At 43.4% G+C, this 16,124-nt stretch carries 15 protein-coding genes; 2 read left to right on the forward strand and 13 right to left on the reverse strand.

Annotated features, from left to right (window positions below):
• Positions 1-83: 83 nt before the first annotated feature.
• From MKX74_RS27585 to MKX74_RS27595, 3 genes are all read right to left on the reverse strand, one after another.
• Entirely contained in the window at positions 84-1,085 is a 1,002-nt protein-coding gene (locus MKX74_RS27585; protein WP_341180462.1) for a sensor histidine kinase, read from the reverse strand.
• On the reverse strand, positions 1,086-1,769 hold the full coding sequence (locus MKX74_RS27590; protein ID WP_341180463.1) for a response regulator transcription factor: 684 nt from the start codon (positions 1,767-1,769) through the stop codon (positions 1,086-1,088). It lies immediately after the preceding gene.
• 350 nt (positions 1,770-2,119) lie between these two features.
• On the reverse strand, positions 2,120-2,746 hold the full coding sequence (locus MKX74_RS27595; RefSeq protein ID WP_341180464.1) for a hypothetical protein: 627 nt from the start codon (positions 2,744-2,746) through the stop codon (positions 2,120-2,122).
• 579 nt (positions 2,747-3,325) lie between these two features.
• Here MKX74_RS27595 and infC point away from each other — a divergent pair.
• Positions 3,326-3,844, forward strand: a complete 519-nt coding sequence (infC, locus tag MKX74_RS27600; protein ID WP_341180465.1) for a translation initiation factor IF-3 — start codon at positions 3,326-3,328, stop codon at positions 3,842-3,844.
• Positions 3,845-4,056: 212 nt separating this feature from the next.
• On the opposite strand, the gene MKX74_RS27605 is transcribed toward infC, so the two are convergent.
• From MKX74_RS27605 to MKX74_RS27615, 3 genes are all read right to left on the reverse strand, one after another.
• Positions 4,057-5,796, reverse strand: coding sequence for an ABC-F family ATP-binding cassette domain-containing protein (locus MKX74_RS27605; RefSeq protein ID WP_341180466.1), 1,740 nt, complete (start codon positions 5,794-5,796; stop codon positions 4,057-4,059).
• A 123-nt stretch (positions 5,797-5,919) separates the two neighbouring features.
• Positions 5,920-7,476, reverse strand: coding sequence for an SAM-dependent methyltransferase (locus MKX74_RS27610; RefSeq protein WP_341180467.1), 1,557 nt, complete (start codon positions 7,474-7,476; stop codon positions 5,920-5,922).
• 65 nt (positions 7,477-7,541) lie between these two features.
• Positions 7,542-8,207: a DNA alkylation repair protein gene (locus MKX74_RS27615; RefSeq protein ID WP_341180468.1), complete on the reverse strand. Its 666-nt coding sequence runs from the start codon at positions 8,205-8,207 to the stop codon at positions 7,542-7,544.
• A gap of 271 nt (positions 8,208-8,478) precedes the next feature.
• On the opposite strand from MKX74_RS27615, the gene MKX74_RS27620 reads away from it, so the two are divergent.
• Entirely contained in the window at positions 8,479-9,435 is a 957-nt protein-coding gene (locus MKX74_RS27620) for a YndJ family transporter (protein ID WP_341180469.1), read from the forward strand.
• A 310-nt stretch (positions 9,436-9,745) separates the two neighbouring features.
• Here MKX74_RS27620 and MKX74_RS27625 read toward each other — a convergent pair whose 3' ends face one another.
• The 7 genes from MKX74_RS27625 to MKX74_RS27655 all read right to left on the reverse strand — a co-directional run bounded on the left by MKX74_RS27625 (position 9,746) and on the right by MKX74_RS27655 (position 15,623).
• Positions 9,746-10,120, reverse strand: a complete 375-nt coding sequence (locus MKX74_RS27625) for a hypothetical protein (RefSeq protein ID WP_025679396.1) — start codon at positions 10,118-10,120, stop codon at positions 9,746-9,748.
• 571 nt (positions 10,121-10,691) lie between these two features.
• Positions 10,692-11,171 carry a 23S rRNA (pseudouridine(1915)-N(3))-methyltransferase RlmH gene (gene rlmH, locus MKX74_RS27630; protein ID WP_018883721.1) on the reverse strand — a complete coding sequence of 160 codons (480 nt, stop codon included), beginning with the start codon at positions 11,169-11,171 and terminating at the stop codon, positions 10,692-10,694.
• 372 nt (positions 11,172-11,543) lie between these two features.
• Positions 11,544-12,032 carry a DinB family protein gene (locus MKX74_RS27635; RefSeq protein WP_341180470.1) on the reverse strand — a complete coding sequence of 163 codons (489 nt, stop codon included), beginning with the start codon at positions 12,030-12,032 and terminating at the stop codon, positions 11,544-11,546.
• Between the two features lie 63 nt (positions 12,033-12,095).
• Complete coding sequence (locus MKX74_RS27640; RefSeq protein WP_341180471.1) at positions 12,096-13,118, reverse strand: AraC family transcriptional regulator; 1,023 nt, start codon at positions 13,116-13,118, stop codon at positions 12,096-12,098.
• 356 nt (positions 13,119-13,474) lie between these two features.
• A complete protein-coding gene (locus MKX74_RS27645; protein WP_341180472.1) occupies positions 13,475-14,101 on the reverse strand; it encodes a GNAT family N-acetyltransferase in 627 nt (208 codons plus the stop codon).
• A 323-nt stretch (positions 14,102-14,424) separates the two neighbouring features.
• Positions 14,425-14,592, reverse strand: a complete 168-nt coding sequence (locus MKX74_RS27650) for a CxxH/CxxC protein (RefSeq protein ID WP_081750228.1) — start codon at positions 14,590-14,592, stop codon at positions 14,425-14,427.
• Positions 14,593-14,756: 164 nt separating this feature from the next.
• Positions 14,757-15,623, reverse strand: coding sequence for a hypothetical protein (locus MKX74_RS27655; RefSeq protein ID WP_341180473.1), 867 nt, complete (start codon positions 15,621-15,623; stop codon positions 14,757-14,759).
• Positions 15,624-16,124 lie beyond the last annotated feature (501 nt).

Consider the following 16,124-nt stretch of genomic DNA (forward strand, 5'->3'; position numbering starts at 1 on the left):
CATCTGATGAATATCATTTTAACGGTCTAAAATGACTTTCCAGTGACGATGGAGGTGACAATTCAGTCACTTACAGAGTGCCGTTAAATCACGTGCTTATAAAATTTAATTCGAAACTGCGTACCCTTCTCGCTGTCGCTCGTCACATCGATCACACCGTTCTGGCTGGAAATGATGCTGTGAGTCATCGCAAGCCCTATACCGATGCTCCCTTCGCTAGCGTTCTTTCCTTTGTAAAAACGTTTGAAAATATAAGGCAAATCCTCTTTCGGAATGCCTTTTCCGTTGTCAGCAATGACGATTTCCGTAAATAGCGCGTTTTCGGAAAATGTGATGGCGATCGCTCCGCCTTCAGGCGTATGCTCCACGCCGTTTTTCAAAATATTGATGACCGCTTCAGCAGTCCAATTGAAATCTCCGACAAAAGCGACATGGTCATCGCCCGCGATGTAAACTGTCTGTCCCTTAATATCCATCGGAATCATAACCGGCTCTAATGCCTTTTGGATAAGGTTCTTTATGGGTATTCGATCTTTTTTGAATTGGATGGTCTTCGCATCCATTTTTGATAACCTTAATAAGGAGGAAACAAGCCAGTCGATGCGTTCAAGCTGGATGCGAATATGATAGGTGAACTCCGTTCTTTTGGACGGAGGCAGGTCAGGGGCGCTTAACAAATCAGCCATTACCGTCATGGAGGTGAGCGGTGTTTTGAGCTGATGTGAAATGTCGGATATGGCATCCGTCAGTTGAATTTTGTCCCGCTGCAATAGTGACCGGTGCTCCGATAGCATGAGCGTTACTTTGTAAATATCATTCTTTAAAATACTTAACTCGCCTTCTTGGTTATCGCGAACGTCAAGGGACTCATTGCCGTTGCTTATTTCCCGCAAATAGACGGAGAGCTTCGCTAACTCGTGATATCTCCATCTCGTGAATAACACACTCGTGCCAATAAGCAGCATGGATACAATAAAAACGAATGCCGCGGCGATGGACGAAATGAAAGCAGCGACGACGATTGCCGTTATGCTGATCGAGCCCATGACGAGCAATAACATTTGTATCTCCCGATTGCGCAGCATCTAATCACCGACCTTATAGCCTAAACCGCGTACCGTTTTGATCAAAGTTGGCTGCTCTGGATTGTCCTCCAGCTTTTCCCTCAGCCTTTTGATATAGACCGTTAACGTATTGTCATTCACGAAATCGCCGGCCACGTCCCAGATTTGCTCCAAGAGCTGGTTCCTGGTGAGGACCTGTCCAACGTGGTTGCCAAAGATAAGCAATAAGCGATATTCCAAGGCGGTTAGCGGAATCTCGGAACCGTTTTTATGTACTTTGCCTTCCAGCGTATGGATTCGAACATTGTCGATATCGATGATCGCTCCGGCGTGGGACGGCTTTTGGTATCTTCGCAAGACGGACTTGATCCGGGAGAGAAGCTCACGGACCCGAAAAGGTTTGGTAATGTAATCATCGGCTCCCATGTCGAGTCCCATCACGACATTGACCTCATCGTCGATCACCGTTAAGAAGATGACCGGAATGTCTCGTTGCTCCTTCACCATCTTGCACAATTCATAACCGTTTCCGTCCGGAAGCTGCAAATCGAACAGGCATAAAGTGAACTGATCGATGTCTTCGGCGAGCACCTTTTTGGCTGAAGCGGCATCATGGCAGAGGAAGGTTAGATAACCATCTTGCTGCAGCGAATATTCCAGTCCCGACGCGATCGTCTTATCATCTTCGACTAATAAAATTTTCAATGCAGATCATCCTCACGTTAGAGTAAGTAGGTTCAAGTCGGCTGTCCCGCCTATGAAACAGGGAAGCTCAATATCATCCATGTCTATCATCTTACCTTTCTCCGCATCATAGTACTCCCCAAATAAGAATAAGGACTCCTTTTTCCTACTCAATAAATAAGGAATAATTTTTTCGCAAAATTCTGTAACGCTTTTAAACATACTCTCTGGTGCAATCCCTGATTCATCGATAACCAACAATTCTTTGTGTTCAGTAAGAGCAGGGTTGCGATTTAAATGGTACAGTTGAAAAGAGGTACCTTTGCGATACAGTCATAGTCGTCGCTGCTTTTCAACTTCTTGGACTCAGCTTATCGAAGATTTTGAGATTCATAAAAACGATCTATCATTTGCTTTATTTTCATCGGCGTTCTCAACGAAACTTGCTTCCCATCTTCATCAAAGGTCAAATGCCCCTTAAATGCTTCCGGCATATCCTGATATTGTTTCTCGACTTGTTGATATATCTTTTTAAAACAGGAATACCCGTATTTTTCAATTAGAAGAGGAAACCCGAAAGCAGATCTTAGAAACTCATATTCATAGTAGTTATAAGGAGTTGTCTCTGCTCTTTTTATTAAGAGCTCTAAGAAATGATTGATGACGTTGTCGATCTCTTGTTCGGTAGCATATTGGGCCAGTCCATGGATCGTCAGTAGTCTCATATCTAAGTATCGTTCTTTTTTATAAGCTTTCTGAAAAAAATCTTTCAACCCTAATTCCTTGCATTGGATGAGACCTCTCAGAATTTTATTTCGCCATGCGGCATTCTTAGATTTAAAATACAAGATTTCTATTAAGTCTGCCTCTTCTTTTGTTAAAAACTCATAGACTACATCATCTAATGCGCTCATTATCCTAGGATCATTTTCGCGAATCGGCGCAGTTGTGAGGTACTTAATCGTTTCCTTGTGAAGCTCTTGATTATTTAAAGACATAGTGCATGCCCCTTTATAAACTTATTCAACATGAATGCTACATTTAGATACAAATCCATGAAGACAACAGATTGTAGAGTTAGCTTCAGCAAATCACTGTGACGGCCAATTTTGCCTCTGAAGTAAGTATGTCCCCTAAAACTTCCCTAAGCAAGGCAAATTATATATCAGCATGTTCTTTTACTCGCTTTTTGGCGACTTTATTTTAGGTCAACCGATCTTCTGGTTAGCATTCTTTATTGGTTATTGGAAGTGTATAGATTTCCCCAGAAAGGCATTGGACACGCAGCTTGCGGAGAATCTTTGGCTATGATCCGAAAGGTTAACGGGAGTACACTACGAAGTATAAATTAACTATTAAAGGTGGCTACAAATGAGCAGCAAGCTTGTCTTTACCACCCACAGATTGCCATTGAAGGCTTACGACCTGCAGGTGCATTCCCGGAAACGATTGTGCCATAATTTGAACCCCCAGCAGCTTCCGTATATGATTAACCATATGAGGAATTATACAGGCTGAACATCAGGATGGCGTTGTCATTTTTGCGTTCACCTGATACGGCAGGAGGTTGAGTTACCGTGGCAGTCTTAATTAATGAACAAATTAGAGCGTCCGAGGTCTTGCTTACCGGACTGAATGGTGAAGCAATCGGCATTGTCACCAGAGAGGAGGCGCTTGCTATGGCCAAGTCCAAAAAAGTCGATCTGGTCTGCACCTCACTGATGAGCAGTCCCCCGCCCTGCAGCCTGATGGCTAAGGGCAAAGCTAAGGCAACGCCACAGAAAGAGTCAGCGACTGCACGCAAAGGTAAAAGTCAGCAAGCTGGCGGTAATGGCAGACAAGAGAAAGTCAAGGAATTGCGCTTCAGCGCTCACATCGAACAGCATGATTACGACACGAAGCTGCGGCAAGCGGATAAACATCTGCGCTCCGGCAAGCCAGTGCAGCTTGTAGTTAAGGCCTCCGGTGCGAAGGAGGGAGCAGCAGCCAAGAAAGTGCTGGAGCTTCTATTGAGTGAACTTAAGGAAGTCGGAAGTAAGGAAACGGGCATTCAGACAAGTGGAAAAGGCTCTCAGGTGAAGCTCATACCACGCTGAGCCAAAAAGGAGCAGATCCCTTAGCTTAATATGCTCAGGGCCTACTCCTTTTCTTGGTTCTCGAATTCCCAAACGTGCACTTTCCTTTCGCACAATTGGAATGACTTCTTCGCGAGATAGATTGAAACTACGGTATCCACACCTTCTACGTATAATGCACCTTCATGACTGCGAGCTGATCCTAGGGCATCATTCCAATCAGAGCTTTGTTATTAAAGCAGCTTAATCAGTTCCTCCAGCTCATCAACCAATACTTTTGCAAGTTCAAAATCAGTATCTTTTAAAGCCAATTCAATTTTCATTTCAATCGACTTTTTCTGCTGTTCCGTTGCTAAATAGTCTTTATTAAAATGACTAGCATAAATCTTCTGTCTGAATTTCCGCATACTCATTTTTCTAATCGTCTTGTCGTCAATGATTAACACATAATCCATACCGTTTACCACAGAATAGAAATCATGAGAAATCATCAGAACCGCACCTTTGTAGTCTTCAATAGCTTTCTCCAGTGCGAGCTGTGAATAGATGTCTAAATGGCTTGTCGGTTCATCGAGAAGCAGTACGTTTGCTTGACTGGCAGACACTTTAGCCAATTGAAGCATGTTTTTTTCTCCACCGGATAAAGACTCGATCTTCTGATTAAGGATTTCTCCTTCAAAGCCGTAGCTTGAAAGATACGATCTAATCTCATCATAAGTTGTAAATCCAGCATCAATGAATTCATCCAGTATGGTGTTCGAATCCTTAAGCGTTTCGCCTTGGTGTTGAGATAAATAAGCCACTTTCGCATCAGCATGTATTTCAATGGAATCATGATTATTTTTGAAGATTTCTCGGAGTAACGTCGTTTTGCCGGTACCGTTTGCACCGATAATGGCTACTTTATCTGTAGATTTTATTTCAAAGCTAACATGGTGTAGAAGCAACTCATCAAAGGCAGCACTATAATTATTGACACGTACAACCACGGTGTCTTCCATTTCATGATCTATACCAAAATGAATATTCGGCTGCTTAATATCAACAAACGGTGCTTTAATTCTACGCGCTTCCAATCTTTCTTGAAACTTGACTCTGGCCTTTAACGCTCTACCTCTGGATGCTTCTGAATTATAAGTTGCGATTGCTCTAAGATTATCAATGATCGTATCGTTTCGCTCAATCTCTTCCTGTTCAGCGACTGCAAGCTCCTGCGACTCAATTTTAGTCTGAAGTAAAGAGAAGTTATACTCTATATATCGCCCATCAAACTCTTGGAGCTCCATGTTTTCCAGGTGTATAATTTTGTTGAAGCAATGATTCAATAGATATCGGTTGTGCGTAACAACCAGCAGCATTCCCTTGTGGGAGTTAATGAGTTTTTTCAGCGCATTCAGGTTCTCAAAATCTAAAAATACATCTGGTTCGTCCATAATCATTAAGTCTGGACTACTCAGCATCTCCTTCATCACTTGAATAAGCTTGAACTCCCCACCACTCAGATCGGATACCCTGAGATCTTTTAGCTTCATGAGGTTAGCTAGATTTAGCTTCTTATTCATGTTGCTTTCAAAATCATCGCCACCCATGGATTCGAATGCATCTAAAGCTAATTGATACTTTTCCAGAAGCGAGTCCATATCCGTTGACGTTTCCATTTCCGTACAAATCGCTGTTATTTCATCTTGTATCCTAATAAACTCTTCTCCTATATATTCAAAAACAGTTGTTTCCTTCGCGTTGTCTACTTGTGAGAACTGACTGACATACCCGATTCTGCAATTGGGGTCTATCTCTAATTTGCCATCGAACAAATATCTTTCCGGATCGATCAGGATATCGATCAGTGTACTTTTCCCACTGCCGCTTGTTCCTATAAAAGCACAATGCTGTCCCTCTTCAAGCGTAAATGAAATGTCTCTATATAGTTCCTTTTGCGGAAACGAGAAGGATAGGTTATCAACTTTTATCATAGTGTTACCTTTCTTTATAGCTAAAATGGTGGCTATTATTGGCGGTATGGCGGAACATGAATGTTGAGTTTGCCGTTGTTCAGAGTAACACTGTTTACCACCAAGTTCAATTCAGTTATTGATCTAATTCAACTCAAAATTGCTTAACAAAGCCAATGCCTCTTCATGATCCGGCTCAAGCTCTATTAATTTCCGCAAGTATCCCAGAGCATCTTCGTCTAACTCTAACTCAAAGCAACAAATCGCCAGACAATAAAATACGGTCGATACGATCTCACCCTGTTCTTCATCTATTGAAATTTCCAAAAACCGTTTGGCCTCCTCGTACATGTCCGACTCAAACAGAATTAATCCAGCATCCAATGCCAAATCATAGCGCTGCTCCATTACGTAGTGCGAGGACCACATACGCTGTATACCGCTCAAAATATCCTGCTTCTCTCCATCGTCTGCATCCTGCAACAGACTCGAGATTCGCTTCGTACTTTGAATGAAAAATTCAACATCATATCCACCCAAACGCCAAAAACTTAAAATTTGTTGTAGTCCCATGTTATCTAGATTGCGATCTATCCCCATTTTCAAACTGAAAAACTCATCTGGGCCAAAGCGTATAATACTTCGACGATAAGCTAATCTTGTATTGAAATAGTCCAGCGGTGTATCCACATTGAGAATACAGCCCACATTTATATCTTTATAATGATGTGGAGGAAATAACGCCATGGCCCCCCTTTGTTCAAAAACATGCTGAATCGCATGGTAGTTTGCCGTTAAAGAAAAACTTCCGTGCAGGATCAACTCTGGCGGTTCTGCAAATTTCCAGTTATCAAGCAGGTGATCCCCCTTGTCTGCCGTTATTAATAAGAAGCCTGCTTGAGATAACCGATTCAAGCGTTCCAAACAATTGAGTCCAGCGACAGGAAACAAAATATGAGAATCCTCTAGTTGTTCCTGATAGACCGCTATGACATCACGATATGGAAAGGTTTCTTGCTCATACTCGGGCGCCCGCCTATGCTCATAACGCAAAGATATTTGGTTTAATAAATCAGACGGTTTAAGTGGAGCATGCTGCTCAGGATACTCAACAAAAACATCAGCTTCATAAATTTGACCATCTCCTACATAAATCAACTCTTGAGGAATGCTATCAAAAAAATAGTTGGCAATAATGATTAAGGGCTGCTTTACATCCACCTCCCTAATCGTTGTGCCCGATACAACAAGGTTCAGAACCGTATCATGAACAGCATCGAATTGCGCAAAATCGAGTAACCCTTCGGTAATAAAAGATTGAAAAGCAGGATGCTCCCTCCAGGCTAGAACATTGTTTATCGCCAAATCCGTCATAATATACCGGAAGGAAGGTAATGAAATCCCAGCATAATCTCTTAGCTGACACAGCTCACTTAACACATGGAATGCAAGACGCCCCGCTCCTGCTCCGAGTTCCACAATCACAACAGGTTCCGAACTATATCCCTTATTCGCCCGATCTTGAAGAAATCCGAATATCATTTCGGCATAGGAAGCAGCGATCATCGGATTACTCGTTATATATTGAGGTACTTGGTCATTGTTCCAAGCTCTTGTTCCTTCATCTTCATAGTACTTCCGCTGAATATTCCATATAGGTGCTTCACTAAAGCGGTAGCGTTGTTTGTTTTTATTGGTCATTACGACTTATCCTGCTCTCTGAAAGTTTTGAGATACCTATTATCTTATTTCATTAAAAATCTTTCTTACGAATTTCGTTTGTTAACTTCAATCGCAATGAATTCCGGCAAATAATTGGGAGTACAGCCCTTTGAGACCATTTCATCTTTATAAAGACCCGTTTTCTCACCAAGTTCAATACACCGTGCTCGATACATTTGATCATAAACACCGATCCACCCTGCAATGAAATTCATCGCCCATTGAACCTCCGGTTCTTCCTGCATAATATTAGCTTCAATTGCTGCTAGTAAGCCTTCGGTGTTGTCAGGCGGTGTTTGTCCAGTCCATCTCAATCGCGCTTGATAATACCAGAAAGTTCTTCTTTGAAGAGCAGAAGGGCTATTGTCCCATGACTCCATCATTGCAATTGTCTTCTTGTCTTTCGTGAGCTGATTAGCCAGTAACCAATCCATTAAGTGATTTCGCTCATCGAAGGTGTGCATCTGCATATCCTTGACAAGCCTATTTAGCACATCTTCTGAAAGAAGTTTCTTGTCCATAATCAAGATTGCCAATAGTCTAGGCAAAAAATCCTCGCTTGACCAAAGTTCCATAGCTAATTCGTGATCTTTTTTAATGTCCTTCGCGATTTTTCGTAAGTCCCCTAGCTTAGTTGTACTATTGATCTGTGCTAGGATGTTTTCTGCCTTTGAAGAACGTTCCATTTCTGAACTTTCATTCTTATTCATTGGACACCACAACTCCTTTATGAAAACACTGTGTCATAATATGTCCTTGGTGCGATATATCAATAACTTAATTTCGTTATAAGTCTTATCGCATACAAATGTACCATAACGGAGTGCTTCATTTCCCCCTACTTATGTACGGTTCACCATGTTAAACTAAAACGAAAATTACCTACTCTATACTAAAGAATGCTACATAACCAGATGTAGGCAGATTATACGCCAAAAATAGGTAGAAAGGGTTGCCATGAATCGTTCTCTGAAGCAACTGATGAAGTCATTATTAGTACCAGCGATCCCCGGTGGAATCATTACTATTCTTATATTTTATTTTGATTACTTCCAATTCGAACTTGTTGACAAATTTCTACTGTTTGCGGCTTTCGTCATTGTACCGCTTGTAATCTTACTTTTGAACTCTGACGAAAAGAATAAACATCAACGAATGCTTTATGCCTCTATTACATGGCTTCAATTTCCCGCAGCGCTTCTTGCCCTAACTTCCGTGATGAGCAGTAAGATGTGGGGATTAGAAAGCACGGCAATACCGGGGATTCTCTCCCTTGGGTGGCTACTGTTCACACTCCTACTTGGTATCTATGGATTTATAAATATTGTAATTCACAAGGAAAAATCAGCGGAAATAGCGATTGGCGCGGGACTCGTTTATTTTTTTATCGGGGGCATTTGGTTTACCTTATATCAATATCAATTGAACCTCTTCCAAGCTAATCCTGCAACGCATGCGTTAAGCTCCGTCCACTTTCATTTTTCATCGGCTATCGTTCCGATTTTTATTGGTGCACTGGGACGGATCATGTCGAAGAAAAGCTGGTACCCCTGGGTCGTTGCCATCGATATCATCGGACCCATATTGATTGCTTTTGGTATGATTTTCTCCAAGCCAATAGAGTACATTGGTGTCACTTTGTTCGCCTGTAATATTGTGGTTTACACCACTTATCTCCTTGCTTACTTGAGGAGACACTCTTTACGCAATAAGGCAACCTTCTTTTTAGGCCTTTCCTGCTTGGCCTTTTACACGGTTATCGTCCTTTCCATTTTCTATCCGCTACTGAGAAGCATGTTTTCCTTAACCATACTTGATTTCATTCCCATTTACGGGTCTCTGCATGCATTTGGTTTTGTCTTATGTGGACTGATTGGTTGGGTGCACATGGTAGACTCTATTAAGAAAAAAAGCTTGTCTACGAGAACAGATGCGTGATCCACTTGTGTGATTGATTACATACAAAACTAAACGGCCTTCGTCCTGAATTCGATAGGACGAAGGCCGCTTTACGATCTATTTTTTGCACTGTTTACTTGACTGGGCAGTTCAGTTCATTTTGCAAATGCATCACTTCTCCCCCACCATTAACTCTGTTCTTGCCGTTACTATCACTTGTGGTATGGTTCACCTTGTTTGTTGCTTCGGCAACGAGAAAAGACTGAGAAGTCTCTCAGTATGCACCATATCTATAATCAATACATCGCTAAAAGTCCCAACTTACTATGTAAGCATAACAATGGAAAATTCACTTGTCACCACGTCTTGCAAAAGTACTTAAAATAGAATTCCTAAGAGAAACAATTATAATTTCAGGTAATAAAACAAAAAATACATATGCCAACACAATGAATGGTAAGGAAGCAATAAAAATATCAGCTCCCTGGCTTTCTCTGGAGCGCTCAACTAGCAACCACCACAAAGGTATTGTAATAATCCATAATAGAACATTAGAAATCATTAAATAACCAATATTTCTCCATAGGAGACAAAATAAAAAGGCAATGATTGCTGGAATAATCCACGAACCTATCATACGACCATTACTTAATATCACAAACGCAATAATTGGATAGAGAAGTGTGATGAATATCTGAACAGCTCTATTACTATATAACCTCATTTGTCTGTCCCCTTTCTACTCAAACTGTGAACCGTACCATAGAAATTTAAAGTTATTTTACTCATGAATAACTCCGCTGGTAGTTCCGTATAATAGTAATCTATTTTAATACACTCGAAGGAATCTCAAATGGCTTTCCCTCCTCGAATTCCTTTCGCCACATTCTATTTTTATGATTTAGTTCGTTTTGGACATAATAATATGAATTTAAATCCATGATAGAAAAACACACCTTTTCCTGTGCAGTTTTTAAATACTCGATTGTTTCAGAGGTCCATGTTTGTTTCCACTCATCTAAAACTTTTAGAGAGAAGCTGAATTGTTCACCCAATCTCTACACCCCTTCATGGTTCGATGTAAGTACAGTTGGCAGTTGTTCCTCCAACGTCTATGAAGGATCCGTAGGAATTCACAACTGAAACTCCTTCGTTCGCCTTCATCCAAAATTAAAAACAGACAATCTACCATAGCAACACAACAAAGTCCAATTCGTTAACGTAAATTTCCCGTTAGCGTAACAAAATCCTTACTGTGCTTCTTAGCGGATAAGCCACACTCCAATTTTTCGCCGTCACTTATGATACGGTTCACCCCGATTAATCTTCACCGCCCGATACACCTGCTCCACCAGCACCAGCCTCATGAGTTGATGGGGCAGGGTCATGCGTCCAAAACAAAGCTTTTGCTGAGCCCGCCGCAGGACCGCGTCTGCAATACCATGACTCCCTCCGATGACGAACACCACATGGCTCGTACCGTAGGTACCAAGCTTGTCCAGCTCGGAGGCCAGATCCTCGGAGCTCCAGAGCTTCCCGTCCAACGTCAGAGCCACCACATGGGCATCCGGCTTGATCTGGGCGAGGATACGCTCGCCCTCTTTATCCTTCACAATCTGCACCTCGGCATCGCTTAGATGGTCAGGAGCCTTCTCATCCGGTACCTCAATGATCTGGAACTTGATATATGGCTTCAGCCGCTTGGCATATTCATTGATGCCATCGACCAGATATTTTTCCTTCAGCTTACCTACTCCAATAATTTCAACCAGCATAGCTTCCTCCTTGAATCCGTTCACGTAAGATACGTATACTATACCGTCTGCTGTCTACCTTGTCCAAGTGTATCCAAGCCTCAAGGCTCCTACTCTAACCGCAGGCCTCATCACACAGCAAAAAGAGCACCAACAGGCGCCCTTTCATAATAGTCTGCGATTATACACTGCGATCCATTACATATTACATACACACATAAATACATTACTTATCATGCACTGTAATATGCCACATAACTCAAATACGAGCTAATCCCTCTATATAGATTGAACCTGTAAAAATTGAGAAAAGGAATGAGCAACGGGGGTTCTACCATTCACCGCAGTTGCCCAAACCCGAACTCTTAACATCTTCAGTTCAATCTACATAGATTACATATACAGCATCGAGAAATGTAGCTCATGCCCCAACTGCTTCAGATAGTTGTACAGCTGCGAACGGTGGTGGAATACATGCGTCAACGTCTCGATCTGCCACTGTGCCTGTAGATGACCATGCTCTGCATAGAACGCCTTGGTCGAACGGTTCAGCAGATCCTCCTCGCTCAGCGACACGATATAATCCTTGTAGCCCTCAAAGTTGCTCCGCAAAATTGTCGCCAATTGCTCAGGATCATCTTGCCCCGACAAGCGATTCTCCACCTCGCCAACCTCTGCTTCACCTTTTTCCTGCATAATGACCAGATCAGAAGCCGTAATCTGTACGAAGTGATGCACTAGCTCCTGTAAGGACCTCATATTATCCTGCGGTCGATAGGCCCAATCCTCAGGACGGATACGACGAATCAGCTCCACTCCTGTACGCACTCCCGTCTCTAGCTCCTGCAGCAAATGATCTCGCATTTGGAAAGTTCCACTCATCTATCATATCTCCTTTGTTATCGCGATCCTCCAAGGATCGTATTGTACAGCTTGTCTAACAATCTATACTTGTAGTGTACCCGAATAAGCACGGGACGTATTGTACATAACGGACAATTTTTGCTTATGCTCAGCAGCAGCTACACCAGGGGTGGCCCCATACCAAGCACGAAAATGCCGAATCAGATGCGCCTGATCGAAGAAGCCATGTGCCACAGCCAGCTCTGCCCAGTCTTGGATATGTCCCTGCTGTATAGAGGCCAACACTTGTTGGCAGCGCACAACCTCACTGAAGCGCTTCGGACTAATGCCAATCCACGGCTTGAAGTAACGGTGCAGCTGCCGTTCACTGACCGTCTCCAGCGCAGCCAGCTCCTGAATGCTAATCTGTCCACCACTCGTAAATATACGATACAGCACGTTCTTCATGAGATCACCTTCAGCCATATGCCCATGCAGAAGTGTACTGCTGATCCAGCTATTCAGGTAAGTGTCCATGAGCCGAGCACGTTCCCGGAAGCTTGTTGTCTCCAGCATCCGCTCACCCAATTCACGTAGCTCCGTTGCACTTCTTGGCCAGCACTGCTCCAGTGGTATCCGTTGATCCGTGAATTCATCCAGAGACATACCATGGAAGACCCTAGCCCCTCCTGGAAAAAAACGTACCCCGAACGTATAACCTGCTCCTCTATTGCTTGTACTCACCTCTGTAGCAGGCTCTTCATGAAACACAAACGGCTTGGTGTAATTCCCGCAATACGACATGTCCAGCTCTTTCCTGACTGGGTCGTAGGTCAACAGAATATCCGAACAGCCGTCAGGCAGGACCCTCGCGGATACAGCCAAGCCTTCCTGTTGATTTCGTTGGTAAACTTCACCTGGAGCCGATTGCATTTGCGGACTACCATGAATCCATTCAGCGAACTGCTCGAATTCATTCATAAGCTGCTCATGAGCGCCTGATTCCCAGTAGCAAGCCACATAAGGGAGTAATGAAGCGGAAGGGTGGCATTCAGCATACCCACTGCCCGTAGTCATGCCGTTGATCTGTAAGGGGCGATATAACGAATGCAGCCTGTAGTCCATGAGCTCACCCTCCCAAAATCATGATCAAACGCCCATTATATGCACCTCGTGCCCTAATCCTTTTACTTCTTTTTACTTCTTTTTACTTCTTTTTACTTCTTTTTACTTCTTTTTACTTCTTTTTACTTCTTTTTACTTCTTTCTCAATTATTTCTTAATTCTTTCTTAATTCTTTTTATTTCCCTTTATTCTTATAAACTCTTTTGAGTTTTCTTTATCGCTCTTGAATTCTCACTATCGCTCTTGAGTTCTTTTTATCGCTTTTCATCGCTTTTTACCGCTCTTTATCTCTCTTTATCTCTCTTTATCTCTCTTTAAGTTTACTTTCTCTCTTAATAATTTCTTATACTTCTTCTTCATTTCCTTCGCTCTCTTGAGCGCTCTACTTCTCCTTCAACCAATCCGCTTGTCTCACACTCCGCCATCCACCGCTGCTTCACCAATCCGAACATATGCAGGTCCTCATAGCGCTCGCAAAATAAGGCATACTGCTCCAGTAGCCCCTCCAGCCGAAATCCCATTCGCTGTAGCAAGCGGGCCGAAGCCTCATTATCTGGGTAGACGAGGGCGCTGATTCGATTCAGTCCCATCGGCCCGAAGCCATAGGAGATCGCAGCCTCTAACGCCTCTGTCGCGTAGCCCTGTCCCTGTGCCACCGTCTCCAGCTCATAGCCAAGCTCTGCCCGTTGGTAGCCATGCACCCACGAGTGAAAGCCCACAGTCCCGAGCAGCCGTCGCTCTTGTTTCAATTCAATCCCCCACCGAATGCCCCGTAGCTCAAGGTACAGCAGCCGAAAACGCTCAATCATCTCCTCGGCCTCCATCAGTTCGATCATGGGATGGCGTCCGTAATAACGCATGACCTGCTCCGATCCAAATATGCCGAACAAGGGCTCCGCATCCTGCGCCGTGATTGGACGTAGCCGCAGACGAGGTGTCTCCAGCTCCGGGAACTCCCGCCACTCCAGTGCTCCTGCTTCCATTTGCTTCTCCCCCGCTTTTGTGGATTTATCTTTAACTTGTTATGTATGTTTGAATTATAACATCATGCATATCGAGCAGGCCTGCGCTTATGCAACAGAACTCCCCGCTTGAAGTGATTCTGCACCCCTATATGTGCTGGTTAGGGTACTAGTTGACTCTTATGAAACAACTGGACCCAATGGAACAAAAAGAGCGTAATTGCTTACGCTCCTCTTCGTCATTCCACACGTCTGGCTTATATCTTCTTCTATCTATATGAACCGTTCCTCATTCATAGATCTAATGCCTGTAACCATCCCATTACGCCGTCAGCTACGGCCCGTCATACTACCAGATACTCGCCCTTGTTCTGACAATGTGCACATTGAACAGGAGGGTCCCAATCGGAGAATTCCGTCTCCTTGAGATCGACCACGTCCGGGGCATCCTCATATTCATCCACAAAGTCATCCAGTGCCTGCTCCAAGTGTTCTTTACATACGACGTACATATTAGCATCCCTTTCTGTATTCCATACCTCATTTCATAGCAGCACATCATGACAGATATGTGGCAGCCATGCCAACCTGCTACCTCTCATTTCTACCATACCTGCTCCAGAAAGAAAAGACCCGGCACCAATTTGGTGCCGAATCCCAGCTTGCTTTAATGACTTTATAATGCTCGCAGCCTTTGGCCGTCGAAGACAACACCGTCGTCTTCATCAAGCTCCCGTGACAATAGTGATGTCAACAGATGAGCATATCGTTCAAGCTGTACTGGTGAAGCATGTGTACGGAATGACTCCATGAAGGCTACACATTTCCGGAAGCCAATGGACTCATTATAGCGAATGAATAGCTCTAGCGTATGCAATGTATAATCAATCGCTCTGCCGTAATTCTCATTGTGGAAATAGTACAGCATGAGCAGATTCAGCACAGTCGTGTACTGGGACATCTTGAGCGAAGTATCCATAAGGTCAATCTGATGAAGATGATCCTCGAAGCGGATTAACACAGCATCTACATTATATTCATGCTTGATAGCTGCCTCCAGTATGGTACGGATCACAGGCACCGTCTCTTGAGGATTGTCCTCCATGTACCTGACGTATTGAGGCAGGATGTGCCACTGATTCTGAAGAATATCCAGCGCATACCGATTGCCCTCTGCCAGAATTCTAAGCTCGTCTGCATCCTTCTGGCCCTCAGAGACCAGAGCTACCAGCCACCCCAGATCCTGATAATGCTGAATGCATACTCGTTCCTCCTCGACACGACCCAGTCGACGTAGAGCCATCCCTTTGATCATCAGGCTATAGCCATAATAGTAGACCAGTGATCGCTTCGTACGCGGAAGTGTGCGAGACTTGCCCAGATCATACCCTGTACGCAAATCTCCCAGCGTCTCATGGACAGCCTTGAACATCTGATCTGCAATCTCCACGACCTCTTCCCAATTCTTCAAGGAATAGGCCATCATTAGCAGTTTCTCGAATCCATCTAACTCTCTGAGCTCACTTAAGTTCAATCCCATCATGTCTCCATCCACCCTTTCTCCACTACCATCCTAGTCAGCTGCCAGATGAACACCTGTTACCTATAGGATGAATGATAGTTGAGCCAGATACAGCAGCGAACACAGCGATTCTTGATCCTATGCTTAATAGAGAGATACTTCATGATGCAGCTAGGACGGTGCAGAGCTAATGCTACCTAATCCAGTGAATAGACTTCCCCGGAACATCCCTTGGTTACTTCAACAAACACCATCATCATGTTTCCATTAATTATATTAAGTGAATGTTATAACAAATTTTACCTGTCGTCAAATCCTAACATTGTCACACGCTGTTCACATCCAGAGAGGGAGCTTATTTGAATGCGTATTCCCCAGCGTTTATACTAGACGAAAGCCAATTATTCATGCTGCTGCACATGTTCTGTCTTGCTGATATAGAAGCCATTCCAGACATTTATAACCATATATTTTAGCACTTTTTCATAATCTGATTAGTACCGCTGGTAGTGCAATATATAG

The organism is Paenibacillus sp. FSL K6-1230, assembly GCF_038002385.1.
Taxonomy (GTDB): Bacteria; Bacillota; Bacilli; order Paenibacillales; family Paenibacillaceae; genus Paenibacillus; species Paenibacillus massiliensis.

Coding starts and splice junctions, on each gene's coding strand:
- rlmH (WP_018883721.1), bottom strand. CDS start 11,171: ATGCTGGTTGAAATTATTGGAGTAGGTAAGCTGAAGGAAAAATATCTG.
- MKX74_RS27595 (WP_341180464.1), bottom strand. CDS start 2,746: ATGTCTTTAAATAATCAAGAGCTTCACAAGGAAACGATTAAGTACCTC.
- MKX74_RS27620 (WP_341180469.1), top strand. CDS start 8,479: ATGAAGTCATTATTAGTACCAGCGATCCCCGGTGGAATCATTACTATT.
- MKX74_RS27650 (WP_081750228.1), bottom strand. CDS start 14,592: ATGTACGTCGTATGTAAAGAACACTTGGAGCAGGCACTGGATGACTTT.
- MKX74_RS27640 (WP_341180471.1), bottom strand. CDS start 13,118: ATGGACTACAGGCTGCATTCGTTATATCGCCCCTTACAGATCAACGGC.
- MKX74_RS27625 (WP_025679396.1), bottom strand. CDS start 10,120: ATGAGGTTATATAGTAATAGAGCTGTTCAGATATTCATCACACTTCTC.
- MKX74_RS27605 (WP_341180466.1), bottom strand. CDS start 5,796: ATGATAAAAGTTGATAACCTATCCTTCTCGTTTCCGCAAAAGGAACTA.
- MKX74_RS27615 (WP_341180468.1), bottom strand. CDS start 8,207: ATGAATAAGAATGAAAGTTCAGAAATGGAACGTTCTTCAAAGGCAGAA.
- MKX74_RS27610 (WP_341180467.1), bottom strand. CDS start 7,476: ATGACCAATAAAAACAAACAACGCTACCGCTTTAGTGAAGCACCTATA.
- MKX74_RS27645 (WP_341180472.1), bottom strand. CDS start 14,101: ATGGAAGCAGGAGCACTGGAGTGGCGGGAGTTCCCGGAGCTGGAGACA.
- MKX74_RS27655 (WP_341180473.1), bottom strand. CDS start 15,623: ATGATGGGATTGAACTTAAGTGAGCTCAGAGAGTTAGATGGATTCGAG.
- MKX74_RS27635 (WP_341180470.1), bottom strand. CDS start 12,032: ATGAGTGGAACTTTCCAAATGCGAGATCATTTGCTGCAGGAGCTAGAG.
- MKX74_RS27585 (WP_341180462.1), bottom strand. CDS start 1,085: ATGCTGCGCAATCGGGAGATACAAATGTTATTGCTCGTCATGGGCTCG.